Annotated in this window: 20 protein-coding genes; 7 read left to right on the top strand and 13 right to left on the bottom strand. The window is 73.8% G+C overall.

All coding sequences use genetic code 11. The features are described 5' to 3' along the window. Positions 1 to 34 precede the first annotated feature (34 nt). Entirely contained in the window at positions 35 to 1459 is a 1425-nt protein-coding gene (pyk, locus tag IHE55_RS20850; protein WP_197990405.1) for a pyruvate kinase, read from the top strand. 139 nt (positions 1460 to 1598) lie between these two features. Here the strand turns inward: pyk and IHE55_RS20845 are convergent, their stop codons facing one another. The 4 genes from IHE55_RS20845 to IHE55_RS20830 all read right to left on the bottom strand — a co-directional run bounded on the left by IHE55_RS20845 (position 1599) and on the right by IHE55_RS20830 (position 6102). Beyond that, a complete protein-coding gene (locus tag IHE55_RS20845; RefSeq protein WP_307826758.1) occupies positions 1599 to 3050 on the bottom strand; it encodes a collagen-like domain-containing protein in 1452 nt (483 codons plus the stop codon). Positions 3051 to 3135: 85 nt separating this feature from the next. After that, complete coding sequence (locus IHE55_RS31585; RefSeq protein WP_232265648.1) at positions 3136 to 3849, bottom strand: DUF6114 domain-containing protein; 714 nt, start codon at positions 3847 to 3849, stop codon at positions 3136 to 3138. 117 nt (positions 3850 to 3966) lie between these two features. Further along, on the bottom strand, positions 3967 to 4584 hold the full coding sequence (locus tag IHE55_RS20835; RefSeq protein ID WP_197990403.1) for a DUF6230 family protein: 618 nt from the start codon (positions 4582 to 4584) through the stop codon (positions 3967 to 3969). 561 nt (positions 4585 to 5145) lie between these two features. Then, complete coding sequence (locus IHE55_RS20830; protein ID WP_197990402.1) at positions 5146 to 6102, bottom strand: tetratricopeptide repeat protein; 957 nt, start codon at positions 6100 to 6102, stop codon at positions 5146 to 5148. A 261-nt stretch (positions 6103 to 6363) separates the two neighbouring features. On the opposite strand from IHE55_RS20830, the gene IHE55_RS20825 reads away from it, so the two are divergent. Further along, positions 6364 to 6990, top strand: a complete 627-nt coding sequence (locus tag IHE55_RS20825; RefSeq protein ID WP_197990401.1) for a TetR/AcrR family transcriptional regulator — start codon at positions 6364 to 6366, stop codon at positions 6988 to 6990. Positions 6991 to 7216: 226 nt separating this feature from the next. Here the strand turns inward: IHE55_RS20825 and icmA are convergent, their stop codons facing one another. The 5 genes from icmA to IHE55_RS20800 form a co-directional block, all read right to left on the bottom strand. Further along, positions 7217 to 8917 carry a coenzyme B12-dependent isobutyryl-CoA mutase large subunit gene (gene icmA / locus IHE55_RS20820; protein ID WP_197990400.1) on the bottom strand — a complete coding sequence of 567 codons (1701 nt, stop codon included), beginning with the start codon at positions 8915 to 8917 and terminating at the stop codon, positions 7217 to 7219. Between the two features lie 74 nt (positions 8918 to 8991). Continuing rightward, entirely contained in the window at positions 8992 to 9324 is a 333-nt protein-coding gene (locus tag IHE55_RS20815; protein WP_197990399.1) for a DUF3817 domain-containing protein, read from the bottom strand. Between the two features lie 367 nt (positions 9325 to 9691). Further along, a complete protein-coding gene (locus tag IHE55_RS20810; RefSeq protein ID WP_197990398.1) occupies positions 9692 to 10054 on the bottom strand; it encodes a DUF4180 domain-containing protein in 363 nt (120 codons plus the stop codon). Positions 10055 to 10105: 51 nt separating this feature from the next. Next, entirely contained in the window at positions 10106 to 10669 is a 564-nt protein-coding gene (locus IHE55_RS20805) for a MarR family winged helix-turn-helix transcriptional regulator (protein WP_197990397.1), read from the bottom strand. A gap of 9 nt (positions 10670 to 10678) precedes the next feature. Then, entirely contained in the window at positions 10679 to 11914 is a 1236-nt protein-coding gene (locus IHE55_RS20800) for an MFS transporter (RefSeq protein WP_372442704.1), read from the bottom strand. Positions 11915 to 12289: 375 nt separating this feature from the next. On the opposite strand from IHE55_RS20800, the gene IHE55_RS20795 reads away from it, so the two are divergent. Beyond that, complete coding sequence (locus IHE55_RS20795; RefSeq protein WP_197990395.1) at positions 12290 to 13288, top strand: ArsR/SmtB family transcription factor; 999 nt, start codon at positions 12290 to 12292, stop codon at positions 13286 to 13288. A 154-nt stretch (positions 13289 to 13442) separates the two neighbouring features. Here the strand turns inward: IHE55_RS20795 and IHE55_RS20790 are convergent, their stop codons facing one another. Further along, a complete protein-coding gene (locus tag IHE55_RS20790; protein ID WP_197990394.1) occupies positions 13443 to 13733 on the bottom strand; it encodes an MTH1187 family thiamine-binding protein in 291 nt (96 codons plus the stop codon). Then, the gene (locus tag IHE55_RS20785; RefSeq protein WP_197990393.1) at positions 13730 to 14074 is read right to left on the bottom strand and encodes a DUF3817 domain-containing protein; all 345 of its coding nucleotides are present in this window, start codon (positions 14072 to 14074) and stop codon (positions 13730 to 13732) included. Before IHE55_RS20785 ends, IHE55_RS20790 begins: the two co-directional genes overlap by 4 nt. Before the next feature lie 324 nt (positions 14075 to 14398). Between IHE55_RS20785 and IHE55_RS20780 the strand changes: the two genes are divergently transcribed. From IHE55_RS20780 to IHE55_RS20765, 4 genes are all read left to right on the top strand, one after another. After that, positions 14399 to 15037 (top strand): AIM24 family protein, encoded by a 639-nt coding sequence (locus tag IHE55_RS20780; protein WP_197990392.1) that lies wholly within the window; start codon positions 14399 to 14401, stop codon positions 15035 to 15037. A 148-nt stretch (positions 15038 to 15185) separates the two neighbouring features. Continuing rightward, on the top strand, positions 15186 to 15836 hold the full coding sequence (locus IHE55_RS20775; protein WP_197990391.1) for an AIM24 family protein: 651 nt from the start codon (positions 15186 to 15188) through the stop codon (positions 15834 to 15836). Then, the gene (locus IHE55_RS20770) at positions 15833 to 16543 is read left to right on the top strand and encodes an AIM24 family protein (RefSeq protein WP_197990390.1); all 711 of its coding nucleotides are present in this window, start codon (positions 15833 to 15835) and stop codon (positions 16541 to 16543) included. Before IHE55_RS20775 ends, IHE55_RS20770 begins: the two co-directional genes overlap by 4 nt. 94 nt (positions 16544 to 16637) lie before the next feature. Next, entirely contained in the window at positions 16638 to 17114 is a 477-nt protein-coding gene (locus IHE55_RS20765) for a MarR family winged helix-turn-helix transcriptional regulator (protein ID WP_197990389.1), read from the top strand. 12 nt (positions 17115 to 17126) lie between these two features. On the opposite strand, the gene IHE55_RS20760 is transcribed toward IHE55_RS20765, so the two are convergent. Beyond that, positions 17127 to 18734 carry a sensor histidine kinase gene (locus tag IHE55_RS20760; protein WP_443742626.1) on the bottom strand — a complete coding sequence of 536 codons (1608 nt, stop codon included), beginning with the start codon at positions 18732 to 18734 and terminating at the stop codon, positions 17127 to 17129. A 43-nt stretch (positions 18735 to 18777) separates the two neighbouring features. Then, positions 18778 to 19440: a response regulator transcription factor gene (locus IHE55_RS20755; RefSeq protein ID WP_197990387.1), complete on the bottom strand. Its 663-nt coding sequence runs from the start codon at positions 19438 to 19440 to the stop codon at positions 18778 to 18780. Positions 19441 to 19529: the final 89 nt, after the last annotated feature.

Below are 19529 nucleotides of genomic sequence, written 5' to 3'. Positions count from 1 at the left end.
TTCCGCTTCGAAACAAACGGATAGGATCCGCCTCATGCGCCGTTCCAAAATCGTCTGCACCCTGGGCCCCGCCGTTGACTCCTACGACCAGCTGAAGACGCTGATCGAGGCCGGCATGAACGTGGCCCGCTTCAACATGAGCCACGGCACCCACGCGGAGCACGAGGAGCGCTACCACCGGCTCCGCAAGGCGTGTGAGGACACCGGCCACGCGGTGGGCGTGCTCGCCGACCTCCAGGGTCCCAAGATCCGTCTGGAGACCTTCGCCGACGGTCCGGTGGAGCTGGTGCGCGGTGACGAGTTCACCATCACCACCGAGGACGTGCCGGGCGACCGGACGATCTGCGGCACCACCTACAAGGGGCTGCCGGGCGACGTCGCCAAGGGCGACCAGGTGCTCATCAACGACGGCAACGTGGAGCTGCGGGTCACCTCGGTGGAGGGGCCGCGGGTGCGGACGATCGTCATCGAGGGCGGCGTGATCTCCGACCACAAGGGCATCAACCTGCCCGGCGCGGCGGTCAACGTCCCGGCGCTGTCCGAGAAGGACATCGAGGACCTGAAGTTCGCGCTCCAGCTGGGCTGCGACATGGTGGCCCTCTCCTTCGTCCGGGACGCCGCCGACGTGCGGGACGTGCACCGGGTGATGGACGAGGTGGGCCGCCGGGTGCCGGTGATCGCCAAGGTGGAGAAGCCGCAGGCGGTCGCGAACATGGAGGAGGTCGTGGCGGCCTTCGACGGGGTGATGGTGGCCCGCGGCGACCTGGCCGTGGAGTACCCGCTGGAGAAGGTCCCGATGGTGCAGAAGCGCCTGGTGGAGCTGTGCCGGCGGAACGCCAAGCCGGTGATCGTGGCGACCCAGATGATGGAGTCGATGATCACCAACTCGCGGCCCACCCGCGCCGAGGCGTCGGACGTGGCGAACGCGATCCTGGACGGCGCGGACGCGGTGATGCTCTCGGCCGAGTCCTCGGTGGGCCGGTTCCCCATCGAGACGGTCAAGACCATGTCCAAGATCGTGCAGGCCGCCGAGCAGGAGCTGCTCTCCAAGGGGCTGCAGCCGCTGGTGCCCGGCAAGAAGCCGCGCACCCAGGGCGGTTCGGTGGCCCGCGCGGCCTGCGAGATCGCCGACTTCCTCGGCGGCAAGGCGCTGATCGCGTTCACCAAGTCCGGGGACACCGCCCGCCGGCTCTCCCGCTACCGCGCCGCCCAGCCCATCCTGGCCTTCACCACCGACACCGCCACCCGCAACCAGCTCACCCTGAGCTGGGGCGTGGAGTCGTTCGTGGTGCCCTACGTGGACAACACCGACGCCATGGTGGACCTGGTCGACGCCGAACTGCTCAAGCTGAACCGGTACGCCGAGGGCGACACCATGATCATCACCGCCGGTTCGCCCCCCGGCGTCCCCGGCACCACCAACATGGTGCGGGTGCACCACCTGGGCGGCGAGAGCTGACCCGCGCCCGCGGCGCCGCACCGGCCCGCTGACGGCCGTGGCCCGGCACCCCCGCGGTGGGGGTGCCGGGCCACGGCCGTACCGGCTCCGGGCGGGCCGCCGCGCGGGGCGGCGGGCCGCGGGCCGGTGGCGGCGGGGGTCAGCCGGTGGTGGTGTACAGGTGCATGCCCGGGACCGTCAGGTCGCCGCCGAACTGGCCGGCCTGGACCACCTTGACGTCGGTGAAGAACAGCTCGGGGAGGGTGAGCGGGGGCGGGCTCTTGGGGCTGAAGGTCACCCGGAGCAGGCCGAGCAGTTTGCCGCTCAGCTCCTCGGTGTACATGGTGACCTTGCCGTTGGTGATGGTGGAGGTGCTGCCCTTGCGGGCCTCGACGTGCGTGGTGCTGCCGCCGGGGCCGACGACCTGCTGGTGCAGGTCCTTGATGTCGATGCCGGTGGCGGTGAACTTCAGGACCTTCTTCACCTTGCCGGTGGAGGTCTTCACCTCCACGATGCCGTCGTAGGCCAGGCCGTGCAGATCGAGCCGGGAGCTGAGCAGCACCCAGGGGTCGTCGGGGAGCAGCGCCTCGGTGGTCTCGCCGGGGGCGTTCTCGTACGCCTCGGCGTCGAACTCCGGGCAGGGGTAGCCGGACAGGTCGTCCGGGTCGAACTCCGGGGTGCCGGACGGCTCGTCGGCGGCGTCCTCGGCGTCCTTCCCGTTCTGGGCGTCCTTGCCGTCCGCGCCGTCCTCGGCGTCCTTGCCGTCCTCGCCGTTCTCGGGGTCTCCGGCGTCCTCGCCGTCCCGGGGGGCCTGGCCGGCGTCGCCCTTCCCGGTGTTCCCGCCGTCCTCGCCGTCCCCGGCGTCCTCACCGCGGGCGTCCCCGGTCGTGCCGTCGGCCGTCCCCGGCTCGTCACCGGTGCCCGCCGGGTCCTTCCCGGTGGTGCCGGGGGTCGTCTTCCCGGTGCCGGCCGGTCCGTCCGCGGCCTCGCCGTCCACCGCCCCGTCCGCGGGGTCCGTGGCGGGTGCCGTGGGCGCGGTGGCCGGCGGCCGGGTCAGGCCGCCGGTGAGGAGGTCCTCGATCTGCTTGCCGATGCCCAGCGGATCGAGCGGGTTGTAGGGGTCCTCGGGCTCCGGGTCCGGGGTGCCGCCGCCCGGCGCGGGCGGGGCGGGCTCGGTCGTGCCGCCGGCCTCGTCCCCGGTCCCGTCGCCGGCTCCGTCCCCGGTCTCCCCGGCGTCCCCGGCGTCCTGCTCCGGCTCGGCGGAGGGTGACGGCGCGGGCGTGTGCCGGCCGGCCGGCGGGTCCGGCTCGGTGGTCCCGGGGTCCGCGCCGCCGTCCGTGCCGGTGCCCCGGCCGGACTCGGCGTCCCCGCCGGGCCCGGTGTCCGCGTCGCCGGCCGTGCCGTCCTCGCGTTCCCGGTCCTTCTCCGCCTCCTGCCCGTCCCGCGCGGCCTCGTCGGACCGGGTGACGCAGGGGCCGGCCTTGAACCGTTCCTCGGCCCGGGGGTTGGCGTTGGCGAGCTGGGGGGTGAACCCCAGCCCCATCAGGACCGCGGTCGGCATGGCGGCCAGCGCTATCGCCTTGCCGGCGGGCATCTGGAGTCTGCTGAGCACCGACTTCCGGGGGGCCGCGTGGCGCGGGCCCGGCTTCGCCCGGCCCGGCGCGCCCGTCTCCCCCTCCGGTGCGCCCGGCTTCTCCTCACCTCGCACGGTGCCTCCCCTCGGTGGTGTCCCGGTCCGCCGCCGTCCCGGCGGCGTCCGGCCGCGGTGCGCTCTTCCGGCCGGCGGCGGTCACGGTCCCGGCCTCCGCCGGGGACGGTGGGGCCACCGGGTCCGGTGCTCTCTTCACGAGGTCGGGACCCCCGGCGGTCTCCACGGCCACCGCGGTCCGCGCCGGCTCGGTGGACGGCACGGCCTCCGTGGCCGGGGCGGGTTCGGGGGACGGTGCGGATGCCGCGGCCGCCGGAGCCCCGGTGCCGCGCGCCGCCGGCTCGGCCGGCCCTTCCTTCGGCTCCGCCACGCCCGGCGCCCAGGCGGTGCTCATGCCGCCGCCGAAGAGGGCGAGCAGAAAGCCCATCAGGAAGCCTCCGAAGTTGGAGACCACCAGCGAGACGAGACCGAGCAGGATGGCGGCGACGCCGGCGAAGACGCGGACCGCCGGCTGGAACCACATGCTCACGCCCAGCACCATCAGCAGCACGCCGATGATCAGCGACGCGGAGCCGGTGGTGGTGGCCATCCGGATGGTCAGCTGACCCATGGTGAGGTTGGCGTAGGGGAAATAGGCGATCGGCACCCCGGCCAGCAGCGTCAGCAGCCCCGCCCAGAAGGGCCGCTGCCAGCGCCACGCCCGGAAGCTCAGACGCCAACTGGTCAATCGGTTCACTCGCGCCCCCGGCGACACGGCACTCATCGAAAACAGCTCCCTGGGGCCGGCCGATCTTCTCGATCGGACGTCTTCCTGTGGTGACGGCATCCGAGCGAGCGCGGGTGAGGGGCGGTGTGGGAACCCCTCACCCCGCTCGGTGCGTCAGTAGCACTCGTGCTTGCCCCGCTTGACGCTCAGCGAGAGGTCCGGGAGCCTGAACGTTCCCGCGCTGGTGGCCCAGGCGGTCTGCTCGACATCGGTCAGCGTCGCCGACCGCGCTTCCTGGGCGAAGGAGCCCTCGACCGTGCGGTCGCCCTCCTTCACGCCCGGGCCCTTGGTGCTGGCCTCGGCCGCCACACCGATGTTGATGTCGCGGAAGACCGCGTCGGCGTCCAGCTGGTCGAGGTCGATGTAGAGGTTCTTCGCACGGACCTTCTCGCCCTTGTCGCCCGCGCGCAGGTTCAGCGACACGTCACCGAAGAGCGGGACCGGGATGACCACGGACTGACACAGACCCTCGATGGTGGCGGACTTGAACCCCGACACCGCCACCGGGATGTGCTTCCCGTTGTGCGAGACCTCCATGGCCCCGTACTGCACGAAGTTCTTCCCTTCGAGCCGCTTGGCGGTGACCTTGAACTGCTGGCCGGACACCGCGAACGACGCCGCGAGCGCACCCTGGGACAGAGCGACACCGATCGCGGCCGTAGCCGCGACGCTCGGCACCATGACAACGGCGAACCGCTTCCATCTGGTCCCGCCACGAGCCACGGACTCCATGACTTTCCTCCTTCTCGGACGTACATCTCCGGCCGGGGCCACTGGCCTCGAACCCGGGATGGGAGAAGTGCTACGTCCTCGGGAAGGAGAGCGTCCGGCCCCGGACGCGGACCGCGCACCGAAACACCGACGATCACCCCCGAGCGACAACCACTGGCCACGCTCACGCGCGTGCCTCCTGGACAGGCCCCGCCGAGCGGCGAAGACCCCCCTGTCCAAGGCCGGCGTCACGCCGCCGACCTGCCCGGTGGGGACCCACCCGCGCACCCGGGCGCCGACCGGATGCCGGGCCGTACGCGAATGGACCGAGCTTGGCCGATCGTGGTCCATTCGGGCCCGGGGCACAAGAGGTTCGTTACCAGCGAGTAACGGACGGATAACCACGGCGCCGCGACCGGCTCCGGCGCCCGCACAGTGGGTCGCCGCGCGGTGTCCGGAAAGAAAGGGACATGTACCTCATCGAGCCCCAAGCCGCCCACACTTTGTTACCGCACGTAACAGCGGCCGCGTTTACCAAGTTTCGGTAAAGCGCGGCCGCCGGTCGTTTGTCGTGCGTACGGGTCAGAACAGGACGCGGGCCAGGGCACTACGGGCGGTGACCACCCGGGGGTCCTCGGCGCCGAGCACCTCGAAGAGTTCCAGCAGGTGCACCCGGGCCGCCTCCCGGTCGTCACCGGCCGTACGCCGCACGGTGTCCACCAGACGGCCGAAGGCGTCCTCCACGTGACCGCCGACCAGGTCGAGGTCGGCGACGAGGATCTGCGCGGCGACGTCGGCCGGGGCGTCGGCCGCGGCCTTGCGGGCGGCCTGCGCGTCCACGCCCGTCACCCGCTGCATCAGCTCCGCCTGCGCCAGGCCGACCTTCGCCTCGGCGTTGGCCGGGTCGTCGGCGAGCACGTTCCGGTAGGCGCGCACCGCGCCGGCCAGGTCACCGGCGTCCAGCGCCTCGTGCGCCGCGGAGAGCGCCCCGTCGTACGGGGTGGGCGCCGCCGCCGGGCCCTCCTGGTCCGCGGCGGACGGACCGACCGGGGTGCCGACGATGCCGAACTGCTGCTCCGCGGCCTGGATCAGCTGGTCGAGGACCTGCCGGAGCTGCGCCTCCGGGACCGCCCCCTGGAACAGCGGGATCGGCTGCCCGGCCACCACCGCGAAGACCGCGGGGATGCCCTGCACGCCGAACTGCTGGAAGAGCATCTGGTTGGCGTCCACGTCGATCTTGGCGAGCACGAACCGGCCCGCGTACTCCGTGGCCAGCCGCTCCAGGATCGGGCCGAGCTGCTTGCAGGGACCGCACCACTCCGCCCAGAAGTCGATCACGACCGGGACCTCGGTGGAGCGCTGCAGGACCTCGCGCTGGAAATCCGCCTCATCGACGTCGATCACCAGGGAGGACGGGGCGGGGGCGCCGGTCCGCGCCGCCTGGGCGCGCGCCTGCTCCGCCTTCTGCCTCGCCTCGCCGGCCGCCTTCACCGCGGCGAGATCGACCACTCCGCTCATGGACATGTTCCGTGGCTGCATGGCCCTATCCTCCCCCCTGCGCACGGCATTCGAGAAAGCGCGGTGCGGGAAGGCCCCACCCCGGTGTGTAGTGCGCGGACATCCCTGCGTGGACTGCGTGTTCTGCGGTAGGAAATGCGCCGGGTCCCCACCTGGCGCCAGTGGTCATCACTCTTTCGCTACGGGTCGTAGCGTAATGGCAGAGACCGGCCCGGCGCGACGGCCCGGCGGTGATCTGCCTCACTCGCGCCATCATCCTTACTCGCCGGTATCGTCGCCGCCATGAACCCGCAGAGCCGCCGTACCGGCCGCCCTCGGAGCGCCGAGGCCGACCGCGCCATCCTCGACGCGACCCGCGCCGCACTGGTGGACACGGGCTGGTCGAAGCTGACGATGGGGGACGTCGCCGCCCGCGCCGGGGTCGCCAAGACCACCCTCTACCGGCGCTGGGCGAACAAGAACGAACTGGTCGTGGACGCCGTGGCGGCCGTCTTCGACGAGCACCTGGAGTTCCCGGACCTCGGTGACCTGCGGGCCGACATCGAGGCGGTGGTGCTCCAGTTCGCCGCGCTGCTGGAACTGCCGGAGATCCGTACCGCGCTGATGGCGGTGGTCGCCGAGTCCACCCGCGACCCGCGGCTGCGCGCGCGCATCCGCACCGAGATCGTGGACCGCCAGAAGCGGCTGGTGCTGCTGGGCCGGGCGCGCGCCCAGGACCGCGGCGACCTGCCCCGGGACACCGATCCGGCGCCGGCCGCCCGCGCCGCCGACCTGATCTTCGACATGGTGGCCGGCACGGTGGTGCACCGGGCCCTGGTCAGCGGGGAGCCGGTCGATCCGGAGTGGACCCGGGACTTCACCGCGACGCTCATCCACGGCCTGGCGGCCGCCCCGCTCACCGCGGGCTGACCGGCGACGCGTCCCACCGGGGGGACACCCGGTGGCCTCCTCGGGTGGGGTCACCGGCCGGACCGGGCGCCGGTACGGGCCCGGTACGCGGAGGGCCCCGGCACACGGAGGGCCACGGCACGCGGACGGCCCCGGCACGCGGACGGCCCCGGCACGCGGACGGCCCCGGCCGTCCGGTGGTGGGTCCGGACGGCCGGGGCCGCGGGGTGCGTGCCCGGTGGCGGGGTCAGAAGCCCGCCGGCTCGGTGTAGACGCCCCACTCGTCGCGCAGGGCGTTGCAGATCTCGCCCAGGGTGGCCTCGGCGCGGACCGCGTCCAGCATGGGCGCGATCATGTTGGAGCCGTCGCGGGCTGCGGTCAGCATGGCGTCCAGGGCGGCGCGGACCTTGGCGTCGTCCCGGGCGGCCTTGCGCTCGGTGAGGGCCCGGACCTGCTCGCGCTCCACCTCGTGGCTGACGCGCAGGATCTCCAGGTCGCCGGTGACCGAGCCGGTGTGGCAGTTGACGCCGACGACCTTCTTCTCGCCCTTTTCCAGCGCCTGCTGGTAGCGGAAGGCCGACTCGGCGATCTCGCCGGTGAACCAGCCGTCCTCGATGCCGCGCAGGATGCCGGAGGTCATCGGGCCGATCGGGTGCTGTCCGTCCGGGACGGCGCGGCGGCCCCGCTCCTTGATCTGGTCGAAGATCTTCTCCGCGTCGGCCTCGATGCGGTCGGTGAGCGCCTCGACGTACCAGGAGCCGCCCAGCGGGTCGGCGACGTTGGCGACGCCGGTCTCCTCCATCAGCACCTGCTGGGTGCGCAGCGCGATCTCGGCGGCCTGCTCGCTGGGGAGCGCCAGGGTCTCGTCGAGGGCGTTGGTGTGCAGCGAGTTGGTGCCGCCGAGCACCGCCGACAGCGCCTCCACCGCGGTGCGGACCACGTTGTTGTACGGCTGCTGGGCGGTGAGGGAGACACCGGCGGTCTGGGTGTGGAAGCGCAGCCACTGGGCCTTGTCCGTCCTGGCGCCGTAGACGTCGCGCATCCAGCGGGCCCAGATGCGCCGGGCGGCCCGGAACTTGGCGATCTCCTCGAAGAAGTCGAGGTGGGCGTCGAAGAAGAAGGACAGCCCGGGGGCGAAGGTGTCCACGTCCAGGCCGCGGGAGAGGCCCAGCTCCACGTAGCCGAAGCCGTCGGCGAGGGTGTACGCCAGCTCCTGCGCGGCCGTCGCGCCCGCCTCGCGGATGTGGTAGCCGGAGACCGAGAGCGGCTTGTACGCGGGGATGCCGTGCGCGCAGTGCTCCATCAGGTCGCCGATGAGGCGCAGGTGCGGCTCCGGGTGGAAGAGCCACTCCTTCTGGGCGATGTACTCCTTGAAGATGTCGGTCTGCAGGGTGCCGTTGAGCACGGCCGGGTCCACGCCCTGCCGCTCGGCGGCGACCAGGTACATGCAGAAGACCGGCACCGCGGGGCCGGAGATGGTCATCGAGGTGGTGACGTCGCCGAGCGGGATGTCCTTGAACAGGACCTCCATGTCGGCGGCGGAGTCGATGGCGACCCCGCAGTGGCCCACCTCGCCCAGCGAGCGGGGGTCGTCGGAGTCGCGGCCCATCAGGGTCGGCATGTCGAAGGCGACCGACAGACCGCCACCGCCGGCGGCCAGGATCATCTTGTACCGCTCGTTGGTCTGCTCGGCGTTGCCGAAGCCGGCGAACTGGCGGATGGTCCAGGTGCGGCCCCGGTAACCGGTGGGGTGCAGCCCGCGGGTGAACGGGAACTCGCCGGGCCACCCGATCCGCTCGAACCCCTGCACGGTGTCACCGGGGGCGGGACCGTAGACGGGCTCGACGGGATCGCCGGAGAGCGTGGTGAAGTCGGCGTCGCGCTTGCGGGCGGAGTCGTACCGGGCCTGCCAGCGACGGCGGCCCTCCTCTATGGCGTCAGCGTCCATACCCACGAATTTACTAGGACGTCCAAGTAAATGTCGATGGCTGACCGCCGTACGGGGAGGTACGGCGGCCGGGATCAGGCCTTGGCGGGGACCGGGGCGGCGTCGGTGATCAGCGGTTCGACGTCCCGGGCGACCTTGCGCTCCACGAAGAAGGCGGCGGTCGGGATGGTGCCGGAGACCAGCACCCACAGCAGCTTGCCGAACGGCCACTTCGCCTTGGAGCCCAGGTCGAAGGCGAAGACCAGGTAGATGATGTAGAGCACACCGTGGATCTGCGACACCACCAGCGTGGCGTCCTCCCCGGTGTCGAAGCCGTACTTGAACACCATGCAGGCGCACAGCACCAGCAGCATCACGGCGGTGACGTAGGCCATCACCCGGTAGCGGGTCAGCACGCTCTTCTTCATGGAGTCGAGGGTAACCGTCCGGTTTGCGGGATCTTCGCGCGGGTGGCGGGCGTACGGACCCCTCCGCCGGGCGCCGCCGGCCCGCCGGTCACGGGCCGTGCGGGCGGTCCGTGACCGGCCCCGGGACGGCCCGAGGGCGGCGGGAGGCCGGGCCGGCCGCGGCTTCGGGCGGGTCCCGGCCTCGGTCCCGCGACGGGGCTCCCGGACGGCTCCCGCGGCGAGTCGGGCAGGCCGGGCGGCACCGGCCCCGCGGCGGGACGGTCACCCGGACGAGCGCGCGGCGTGGCGGCCCGCGGCGGGCCGGGACCGGACAGCAGCCCGGGGCCGGGGCCGGGGTGCGCGGCGGGCCGGGGCCCGGCCCGGGGGGCTACCCCTTCAGGCGCTCCCGCAGCTCGTCGGTGTCGGCGACGAACCAGGTCTGCCGGCCGCGGTTGCACTCCCGTACGAAGTCCCGCAGCGCCGCGCTGCCGGCGGTGTGGCGGGAGATGTCGCCCACGACCGCGAGCCCCGTCCGGTACTGGACGAACTTCTGCACGATGTCACCGGCCACCCGGGTGCTCAGCCGGAAGAAGGCCTCGTCGAACCGCTCGGCGGGGACGGCCACCCACCGGGCACCCCGGTACCCGGCGTCGCCGATGAGATCCAGCGCCTCGCGTTCACCGCGGATCCGGTCGCCCTCGGGCGGGCACACCAGTACGGGCACGTCATGGATCGTCTCGACGGTCGTCATCCGGACAGGCTAGCGCCCCGCGCGGTCCCGGCGGCCGGCCTTTTCCGGCGGTCACGCGTCGACGTACCCGGCGCCCCGGGCGCCGCCGGCGGCCACGGGGTCCGCGGCCTCCTCGTGGAAGTCCTCGGCGGCGATCCGCAGCGGGCGCAGCAGGGCGAAGATCTCCCGGCACTGCTCGTCGTCGTACGCCCCGAGGCCGAAGTCCATCGCCATCAGGTCGCGGGTCGCCGCCTCCACGACCTCGCGCCCCTTGTCGGTGATCGTGGCGAGCGTGCCGCGGCCGTCGTTGGGGTTGGGGCGCTTGTCCACCAGCCCGGACCTGACCAGCCGGTCCACCGTGTTGGTGACCGAGGTGGGGTGCACCATCAACCGCTCACCGATCTTGGACATCGGCAGGTCGCCGGTCTTGGAGAAGGTGAGCAGGACCAGCGCCTCGTAACGGGCGAAGGTCAGTCCGTACGGCTTGACCACCGCGTCGACCTGGGCCAGCAGGATCTGGTGGGCCCGCATGATCGAGGTGATGGCCGACATGGACGGCACGGCTCCCCACCGCTGCTTCCAGAGCTCGTCGGCGCGCGCGATGGGGTCGAAGGGCAGACTGAGGGGCTTGGGCACGCCCCGACCCTACCCGCCGGTCATATGACGAGCGGTGGAGTCTCGATTATTGGACGGCCCGGCCGGCGCCGGGGGTGGTGCGGTGCGCCGTACCTCGGCCACCACCAGCAGCCCGCAGACCGTCCCCAGCACCCCGGCGCCCGCCACCACCCGGTGCACCGGCCAGAGTTCGGCGGCCGCCCCGGCCAGCGCCATGCCCAGCCCCTGGGTGGTCATCAGCCCGGCGGTCATCAGCGTCAGGGCGGTGCCCCGGGCCTGTTCGGGCACCGCGGCGAGGAACCACTGGTCCAGCCCCAGGGTGTACGCGATGCCGGCCCCGGTGAGCACCAGCAGCAGCAGCGCGGGGGCGAGCGAGGGCCGTACCGCGTACCCCAGGGCCGGCAGGGTGGCCAGCGCCGCCACCGGGAGCGTCAGCCGGGCGCGGGCCGCGGGACCGAGCAGCGAACCCACCAGCACCTCGCTGGTGATCGCCCCCACCGGCATCCCGATCATCAGCAGTCCGAGCCCGGCCGGCCCCAGCCCCAGGGTGTCCGCGTACGGGGTGGCCAGCGCCTCCGGGGCCACCACGAACATCGGCGGCACCCAGCTCAGCAGCAGCAGCGCGCGGACGCGCCGGTCGGCGAGGAGGGCCCGGGCGCCGGCCAGCGAGGAACCCACCAGCCGTCCGCCGTGCCCCGCGCCGGCCGCCGCCCGGGCGGGCCGCCGCCGGGTGCCGAACCGCAGCACCAGCGCCGACCCCAGGAAGGTGGCCACGGTGACGGCGAGCACCGCCCGGGGCGCGACCACAGTCAGCAGCAGCCCGCCGACGGCGAACCCGGCCAGCTGGGCCCCCTGGGAGACGATCCGGATCACCGAGCGCCCGAGGACGAAGAGGTCGCCCTCGCCGAGGATGTCGCCCAGCGTGGCGGCCCGGGTGCCGCCGAAGACCGGGGCGATCGCCGCCGACAGGCAGCGCAGCCCCAGCAGCACCGCCACCGGCGTGCCGGGCACCACCATCACCGCGGCGCACCCGGCGCAGAGCAGGTCGCAGACCACCAGCACCCGGCGGGCCGGGAAGCGGTCGGCGGCCTGCGCGAGCAGGGTGCCGCCGACCAGGTAGGGCAACAGCCCCAGGGCGAAGGTCAGGGCGCTCAGCAGCGGGGAGCCGCTGATCCGGTAGACCAGGACGGAGAGCGCGATCTCGCTCACCACCACGCCGAGCATCGACATCAGATGGGCGGCGAACACCGCCCGGAACTCCGGCACCGCGAACACCGCCCGGTAGCCGGACCGGGCGCCGGAGGCGGGCGCGGTCCCGGCCCCGGTCTCCGTCCCGGTCCCGGCCGAGGTTTCCGCCCCGGCCCCGGCCTCCGTCCCGGGCCCGCTCCCGGCCCTGGCCTCCGTCCCGGCTGCTTTCCCGGCCCCGGCTCCGGTCTCCGTCCCCGTCCCGGCCTCCGGACCGGCGGACGCCCCGGAAGCGGCGGGACCACGGGGGCCGGCCGGACCACGGGGCCCGGCGGGGATCGGGGACGGTGCGGGATCGGGCGGCGTCGGCATGGGCCGCAGCGTGCCCGGCCGCCCGCCGGGCCACTACTCTTTCGGCCTCAGCCGAATCCGAGGCGCCGCCGGGACGGAGGGCCGATGCCCCTGCACCTGTACTTCGGCCCCCAGGACCTGCTGCGCTGCCGGTTCGCCGTCTCCCCGCTCGGCCAGACGCACGAGGCGGTCCGGGTGCTGCGGCGGCCCTGGCGGCACGGCTACCACCTGCCCTGGCTGCGCCGGATACGCGGTGCGCTGGCGGGGCTGGACCTGACCGAGCTGTGGGCCCTGATGCCGGCGCCCGGCTACACCCCCGACTTCCTCGGCCCGCCGCCGGCGGCGCCGTGCCCGTCCTTCGAGGAGGAACTGGCACGGCTGCGGGCCACCGACCCGGCGGCGGCGCGCGGCGAACTGGCCCGTTCGCTGGCCACCGCGCCCGACTCCCCGGACGCCCCGGTGGTCCGCCGGCTGCTGGCGGACCCGGAGCGGGCGGTCCGGCGGCTGGCCGACCTCACCGAGCGGGCGTGGGAGGCGCTGGTGGCCCCGGACTGGCCCCGGCTGCGGGCCCTGCTGGAGGCCGACATCGCGTTCCGCTCCCGGCGGCTGGCCGACGGCGGTCTGGAACGGCTCTTCGCGGACCTGCGGCCGGCCGTGAGCTGGGCCCCGGGCCGCCTGACGGTGCACACCACCGGCAGCGTGCCGCCGTCCCAGACGCTGGACGGGCGGGGGCTGCTGCTGATGCCGAGCGTCTTCGTGTGGCCGGAGGTGGTGAGCGGTTTCGCTCCCCCGTGGCAGCCGACGGTCATCTATCCGGCACGGGGCGTCGGAGGGCTGTGGCAGGAGCCGGGGCCGGGCGCGGCGGAGGCGCTGGTGCGGCTGCTGGGGCCGAACCGGGCGGCCATCCTGGGCGGGCTCACCGAACCGGCGTCCACCTCGGCGCTGGCACTGCGCCACCGGCTGGCCCCGTCCTCGGTCTCGGCGCACCTGGCCGTGCTGCGCGGCGCCGGGCTGCTGACCTCCCGCCGCCAGGGCCGTGAGGTGCTGTACGAGCGGACGCCGCTGGGCATCGCCCTGGCGGCCGGTGAGCCCCCGCCCGCCTGACCGGCCCGGCCCGCGGCCCACGGGAGGCTGTCCGGCCGCCGGCGTGGCCCGGCCCCGGCCGCGGCCGGCCGCCCGGGCCGCCCGGCCCCCGGACGGCCCCCCGCCCCGGGCCACGGCGGCGGCCCCGGGGGAACGGCGAAGGAGCAGGGGCGGGTCAGGTCAGGTGGCGCTCGATGGTCTCCACCTTGGCGGTGAGGCCGTCGGTGACACCGGGCCGGATGTCCGCCTTGAGGACGAGGGAGACGCGCGGGGCGCGCGCCTCGACGGCGGCCACGGCGCGCCGCACGACGTCCATGACCTCCTCCCACTCCCCCTCGACGGAGGTGAACATGGCGTCGGTGCGGTGGGGCAGTCCGGACTCGCGGACCACGCGCACCGCGTCGGCGACGTACTCCCCCACGTCCTCGCCGACGCCGAGCGGGGTGACCGAGAAGGCGACGATCATGCGTTGACGATCCCTTCCTTGCGGGCGCGGGCGGCGATGACGCTCGCCTCGGCCTCGCGCTTGAGCTTCCGCTCGGCGAAGAAGCCGCCGGTGGGCAGCACGGAGAGGACGAAGTAGAGGGCGGCGGTCTTCCAGTCCCACTTGGTGCGGTTCCAGGCGTCCGCCCAGAAGATCACGTAGAGGACGAACAGCACGCCGTGCACCATGCCCATCGCCGGCACCGCGTTGAAGTCCGTGGTGCGCTTGAGCACCGAGCAGACCAGGAGCAGCAGGAAGGAGATGGCCTCGGGGGCGGAGACCAGCCGGAGCCGGCGCAGCGCGGTTGCGGTCTTGAAGTCCATGCGGGGCACCTCACGGGTGGGGCTCGGGGGGTGTACGGGCGGGACGGCGGCCACGCGGCCGGGACCGTCCGTCACGGCGGCCACGGCAACGCGGTCGGCTTGTGCTTGCCTTCACAAGCTCGGTTCATTGTCGCAGGGTCCCCGGCGATCTCCGGGCGGGGGGCCGTCCCGGGCGCGCGGCGGCCGTCCGGCGGCCGCCGGCGGGCTTCCGTCCCGGCGCACCACCGGTGGGGGTTCGGGCCCGGCGGTGCCGCCGGCCGGCTTCCGCCCGGCGTGCCGCCGGCGGGGGTGGCGGCGGGGCCGGTGCGGGATACCGTCTGCTGCGTGGCTCAGTTTCGGCTCCAGGGGAGCAAGGTGCTCGCCGTTGACCTGGCCGGCGATTCCGTCAAGGCCAAGAACGGGTCGATGGTCGCGTACGACGGCGAGATGACCTTCAAGAAGAGGACCGGCGGCGGTGACGGCCTGCGCGGTGTGGTGACCCGCCGGCTCACCGGCGAACACATGGCGGTCATGGAGGTGAAGGGGCACGGCACCTGCTACTTCGCCGACCGGGCGCACGAGGTCAACCTCGTGCGGCTGACCGGCGAGACGCTGTACGTGGAGGCGAGCAACCTGCTGTGCACCGACGGGGCACTGCGCACCGGGACGACCTTCACCGGCCTGCGCGGCTCGGCGCGGGGCAACGGGCTGTTCACCACCACGGTGGAGGGCACCGGACAGGCGGCCGTGCTGTCGGAGGGCACCGCGGTGGTGCTGCGGGTCACCCCGCAGATGCCGCTCCAGGTGGACCCGGGCGCGTACATCGCGCACACCGGCGACCTGCGGCAGCACTTCCAGTCGGGGGTGAACTTCCGCACCCTGATAGGGGAGGGCTCGGGCGAGGCGTTCCAGATCCGGTTCGAGGGCGAGGGTCTGGTGTACGTGCAGCCCAGCGAGCGGGAGACGGTCGGGGGTGAGGTGTGAGCGCGGCCGGCGCCCGGCACGGCCGGGCCACGGCGGCCGGGCGGACCGGGCCGGGCGGGACGGCGCCCACCGCGCCCGGGCACCGCGCGGGCGGGCCCACAGGAGGGACCGGACCGGTTCCGGGACGAGACGGACGGGGGTGCGCCTGATGGCGTTCACGGTGCTCAACTCGCGGATGGTGCAGGCCCGGGTGGCGCCGGGCACCACGCTGTTCAGCCAGCGCGGGGCGATGCTCGCGTACACCGGGGAGGTGCGCTTCACCCCCAGCATCACCGGCGGTCAGGGCGGGGTGCGCGGCATGATCGGCCGGCGGGTGACGGGGGAGGCGACACCGCTGATGACCGTGGAGGGGGACGGCACGGTGATGTTCGGCCACGGCGGCCACCACGTGCAGGTGATCGATCTGTGGGGGGAGACGCTCCACGTGGAGGCCGACCGGGTGCTCGCCTTCGACGGGACGCTGCGGCAGGGCACGGTGTTCCTCGGTTCGCAGGGCGGGGTGATGGGCGTGGTGCGCGGCCAGATGACCGGGCAGGGCCTGTTCACCACCACGCTGGAGGGGAACGGTTCGGCGGCGGTGCTGGCGCACGGCGGGGTGATCGAGCTGCCGGTGGTGCCGGGGCGCCCGGTGCACGTCGACCCGCAGGCGTACGTGGCGCACCGGGGGGAGATCCGCACCCGGCTGTCCACCGCGCTGGGCTGGCGGGACATGGTGGGCCGGGGGTCCGGTGAGGCGTTCCAGCTGGAGCTGTCGGGCACCGGCACGGTGTACGTCCAGGCGTCGGAGGAGAAGCTGTGACCGGACATCCCGCACACGGGCCGGACGTCCACGGGCCGGTCGTGCACGACGCGCACACCCTGCCCGTCAACGACAACATCAACCCCTACGCCTTCAGCGTGAACCTGGACGGGCAGTGGTTCCTCCAGAAGGGGAAGATGATCGCCTATTACGGGCAGATCGAGTTCCAGGGCGTGGGGCTCGGCCGGCTGGACCGGCTGATCGCCGGCAGCTTCCACTCGCCGTTGCACGTGGCGGACTGGGTGGTGGCCGAGGGCCGGGGCAAGATGGTGCTCGCGGACCGGGCGTTCGACGTCAACTCCTACGACCTGGACGACGGCAACCTGACGATCCGGTCGGGCAATCTGCTCGCCTTCGAGCCGTCGCTGTCCCTGAAGCAGTCGATCGTGCCGGGTTTTCTCACCCTGATCGGAACCGGGACGTTCGTTGCGGCGTCAAACGGACCGGTGGTGTTCGCGGAACCACCGATCCGGGTGGATCCGCAGGCGCTGGTCGGCTGGGCGGACTGCCCGTCGCCCTGCCACCACTACGATCACCAGTACCTGCGTGGATTCCTGGGCCAGGTCCGGGCGCACACCGGGATAGGGGGAACTTCGGGCGAGGAACACCAGTTCGAATTCGTGGGGGCGGGCACCGTGCTGCTGCAGTCCACCGAGACGCTCATGGCGGAACGGCCCACCGGGACCACAGGGGGCACCGGTTCGTGAGCATCAGGGTGCGGAGTGTAACGTCGAACGAGTGACCTTCACTCCGACAGATCCATTGGTTCGAAATTCAACTTCTTTAGGTAGAATACATCCTATGGAGACCGAGAACGGCACACGCTGGCTCAGCGAAGACGAGCAGCGCGCCTGGCGTACCCACCTGGACGTCAACCGGCTGCTCACCCACCAGCTCGAACGTGATCTCCAGCCGTTCGGCCTGACCATGAACGACTACGAGATCCTGGTCAACCTGTCGGAATCGGCGGAGCGCAGGATGCGGATGAGTGACCTCGCCGCCGCCACCCTCCAGTCCAAGAGCCGGCTCTCGCACCAGATCACCCGCATGGAGAACGCCGGACTGGTCCGCCGCGAGCACTGCGAGTCCGACCGGCGCGGCCTGTACGCCGTCCTCACCGACCACGGCTGGGAGACCATGGTCAAGGTCGCGCCGCACCACGTGGACTCGGTCCGCAGGCACTTCATCGACCTGCTCTCGCAGGCCGACCTGATGTCCCTGCGCGACTCCCTGGTCCCGGTCGCGGAACACCTGCGGGCCCAGCGCAGCCAGCTCTGACCACCGGCCGGGTCACCCCCGGCCGGTACCCTCCCGGCGGTCCGCCGGGTCGCCGGGAGCCGGCGGCCGGACCACCGGGAGCCGCACGTCGAACCGGGCACCGCCGTCCGCCGCCGCACCGACGGTGAGGGTGCCGGCGTGCCGCCGCACCACGTCCCGCGCGATGGCGAGGCCGAGCCCGGCCCCGCCGTCGTCGCGGCTGCGCGCGTCGTCCAGCCGGACGAACCGCTCGAAGATCCGCTCCCGCTCCCCCGCCGGGACCCCCGGGCCGTCGTCCTCCACCCGCAGGATGGCCTCGCCGCCCTCGGCCAGCACCGACACCCGCACCTGCCGCTCGGCGTGCCGCACCGCGTTGTCCACCAGGTTCGCCAGCACCCGCGCCAGCTGCCCGCGCGACCCGGCGACGGTCACCTCGGCCGGCTCCCCGGCCCGTACCGGCACCCGGTCCGGCGGGCGCCGCGCCAGCTCCCGCCGGACCAGCTCCGCCAGGTCCACCCGGGCGTCCGGCTGCGGGCGCTCCCCGGCGTCCAGCCGGGCCAGCAGCAGCAGGTCCGCGGCGAGCCGCTGGAGCCGCACCACGTCCGCCACCGCCCCGTCCAGGTCGAGCAGCTCCGGATGCGCCGCCCCGACCTCCAGCTGGGTGCGGAGCGAGGCGATGGGCGAGCGCAGCTCGTGCGAGGCGTCGGCGACGAACCGGCGCTGCCGCTCCACCGACGCCTCCAGCGCGGCCAGGGTCTCGTTGGTGGTCCGCGCCAGCCGGGCGATCTCGTCCCGGGAACCGGGCTCGGGGACCCGGCGGCCCAGATCCGTACTGGCTGTGATCGCCGACATCTCCCGGCGGATGCCCTCCACCGGCCGCAGGGCCCGGCGGGTCACCAGCCAGGTCACCCCGGCCACCACCAGCAGCAGCGGCACCAGGCCGGCCAGCATCGCCCGCCGCACGGTGCCCACCGCCTCCCGTTCCGCGGTCAGCGGCGCCCCCGCGTGGACGGTCACCTCCTCGCCCGCCGGGGTGGTCACCGCCACGGCGGCGAACCGGTACTCCGCCCGCTCCCCGTCGATCGTCGCGGTGCCGTCGGTGTACCCCTCGATCTCGTCGGGGAAGTCACCGGTGTCCCACGGCCCGGCGGCGGCCCCGTCGTCGCGTCCGGAGCCGTCGTCGTCGCCGTCGTCGCGCCCCGGTCCGTCGTCGTCACCGTCGTCGGTGTCGTCCGCCCCGTCGTCGGCCCCGTCGTCGGCGTCACCGGGGTCACCGGCGTCGCCCCGCTGCGTGCCGCCGGCCGGGGGGCGGTCGCCGGACCCCGGCCGGTCCGCGCCGCCCGGGCGGGCGCCGGGCGGTCCGGCGTCCGCCGGGGTCACCGGCCGCACCGAGCGGCTGCCGGTGCCGGTCACCGCCTCCAGCTCGTCGCTGACCGCCCGGACCCGCCCCCGGTCGTCCACCACCTGGACCGGCGGCTCCTCGTCCAGCTCCAGCCGCTCCGGGGGCGTGCCGGCCGCGATCCGCGCGGCGACCTCCCTGGCGGCCGCCCCGGACTCCAGGTCCGCCTGGTCGGAGAGGTTGGCGCGCAGCACCCCGAGCACCGCCAGCCCGGCCGCGACCAGGGCCACCGCCACCACCACGGTGGCTCCCAGCGCGGCCCGGGAGCGCACCGAGCCGAACGGCCTACGCACGGTCCACCAGCCGGTAGCCGGCGCCGCGCACCGTCTCGATCAGCCCCGGCCCCAGCTTCCGGCGCAGCGCGCTCACGTAGACCTCGACGATGTTGGGGTCGCCGTCGTAGGCGAAGTCCCAGACGTGCTCCAGGATCTCGGCCTTGGGGACCACCTCGCCGGCCCGCACCGCCAGCTGCTCCAGCACGGCGAACTCCCGGGCGGTGAGCGCCACCTCGGTGCCGTCCCGCTCCACCCGCCGGGCGGCCCGGTCCACGCTCAGCCCGCCGGCCCGCAGCACCGGCGAGGCGCCCGGGCCGCGGCGGCGCACCAGGGCGCGGACCCGGGCCAGCAGCACCACGTAGGAGAACGGCTTGGTGAGGTAGTCGTCGGCGCCGGTGTCCAGCCCCTCGGCCTCGTCGTACTCGCCGTCCTTGGCGGTCAGCATGAGGATCGGCACGTCGTTGCCGGCCGCCCGCAGCGCCGCGCACACCCGGTAGCCGTTCATGCCCGGCAGCATGATGTCCAGGATCACCAGGTCGTACGGGGTCTCACCGGCCCGGTACAGCCCCTCCGCGCCGTCGTGCACCACGTCCACGGCGAAGCCCTCGGCGCCCAGCCCGGCGGCCAGCGACCGGGCCAGCCGCCTCTCGTCCTCCACGATCAGCACCCGCATGGGGCCACCCTCCCAAAAAGCGCCTGAAGGGGTCTTCAGGCGCGTTCAGGAAGGCTTCAGCATCGCCGCGCGACGGTGGGGACACGCAC

Source organism: Streptomyces pactum (assembly GCF_016031615.1).
Taxonomy (GTDB): Bacteria; Actinomycetota; Actinomycetes; order Streptomycetales; family Streptomycetaceae; genus Streptomyces; species Streptomyces pactus.
The sequence above is the reverse complement of the archived record's forward strand: the minus strand, read 5'-3'. Positions and strand labels throughout refer to the sequence as shown.

Coding starts and splice junctions, on each gene's coding strand:
- pyk (WP_197990405.1), top strand. CDS start 35: ATGCGCCGTTCCAAAATCGTCTGCACCCTGGGCCCCGCCGTTGACTCC.
- IHE55_RS31585 (WP_232265648.1), bottom strand. CDS start 3,849: ATGAGTGCCGTGTCGCCGGGGGCGCGAGTGAACCGATTGACCAGTTGG.
- IHE55_RS20835 (WP_197990403.1), bottom strand. CDS start 4,584: ATGGAGTCCGTGGCTCGTGGCGGGACCAGATGGAAGCGGTTCGCCGTT.
- IHE55_RS20830 (WP_197990402.1), bottom strand. CDS start 6,102: ATGCAGCCACGGAACATGTCCATGAGCGGAGTGGTCGATCTCGCCGCG.
- IHE55_RS20825 (WP_197990401.1), top strand. CDS start 6,364: ATGAACCCGCAGAGCCGCCGTACCGGCCGCCCTCGGAGCGCCGAGGCC.
- icmA (WP_197990400.1), bottom strand. CDS start 8,917: ATGGACGCTGACGCCATAGAGGAGGGCCGCCGTCGCTGGCAGGCCCGG.
- IHE55_RS20815 (WP_197990399.1), bottom strand. CDS start 9,324: ATGAAGAAGAGCGTGCTGACCCGCTACCGGGTGATGGCCTACGTCACC.
- IHE55_RS20810 (WP_197990398.1), bottom strand. CDS start 10,054: ATGACGACCGTCGAGACGATCCATGACGTGCCCGTACTGGTGTGCCCG.
- IHE55_RS20795 (WP_197990395.1), top strand. CDS start 12,290: ATGCCCCTGCACCTGTACTTCGGCCCCCAGGACCTGCTGCGCTGCCGG.
- IHE55_RS20790 (WP_197990394.1), bottom strand. CDS start 13,733: ATGATCGTCGCCTTCTCGGTCACCCCGCTCGGCGTCGGCGAGGACGTG.
- IHE55_RS20785 (WP_197990393.1), bottom strand. CDS start 14,074: ATGGACTTCAAGACCGCAACCGCGCTGCGCCGGCTCCGGCTGGTCTCC.
- IHE55_RS20775 (WP_197990391.1), top strand. CDS start 15,186: ATGGCGTTCACGGTGCTCAACTCGCGGATGGTGCAGGCCCGGGTGGCG.
- IHE55_RS20765 (WP_197990389.1), top strand. CDS start 16,638: ATGGAGACCGAGAACGGCACACGCTGGCTCAGCGAAGACGAGCAGCGC.
- IHE55_RS20755 (WP_197990387.1), bottom strand. CDS start 19,440: ATGCGGGTGCTGATCGTGGAGGACGAGAGGCGGCTGGCCCGGTCGCTG.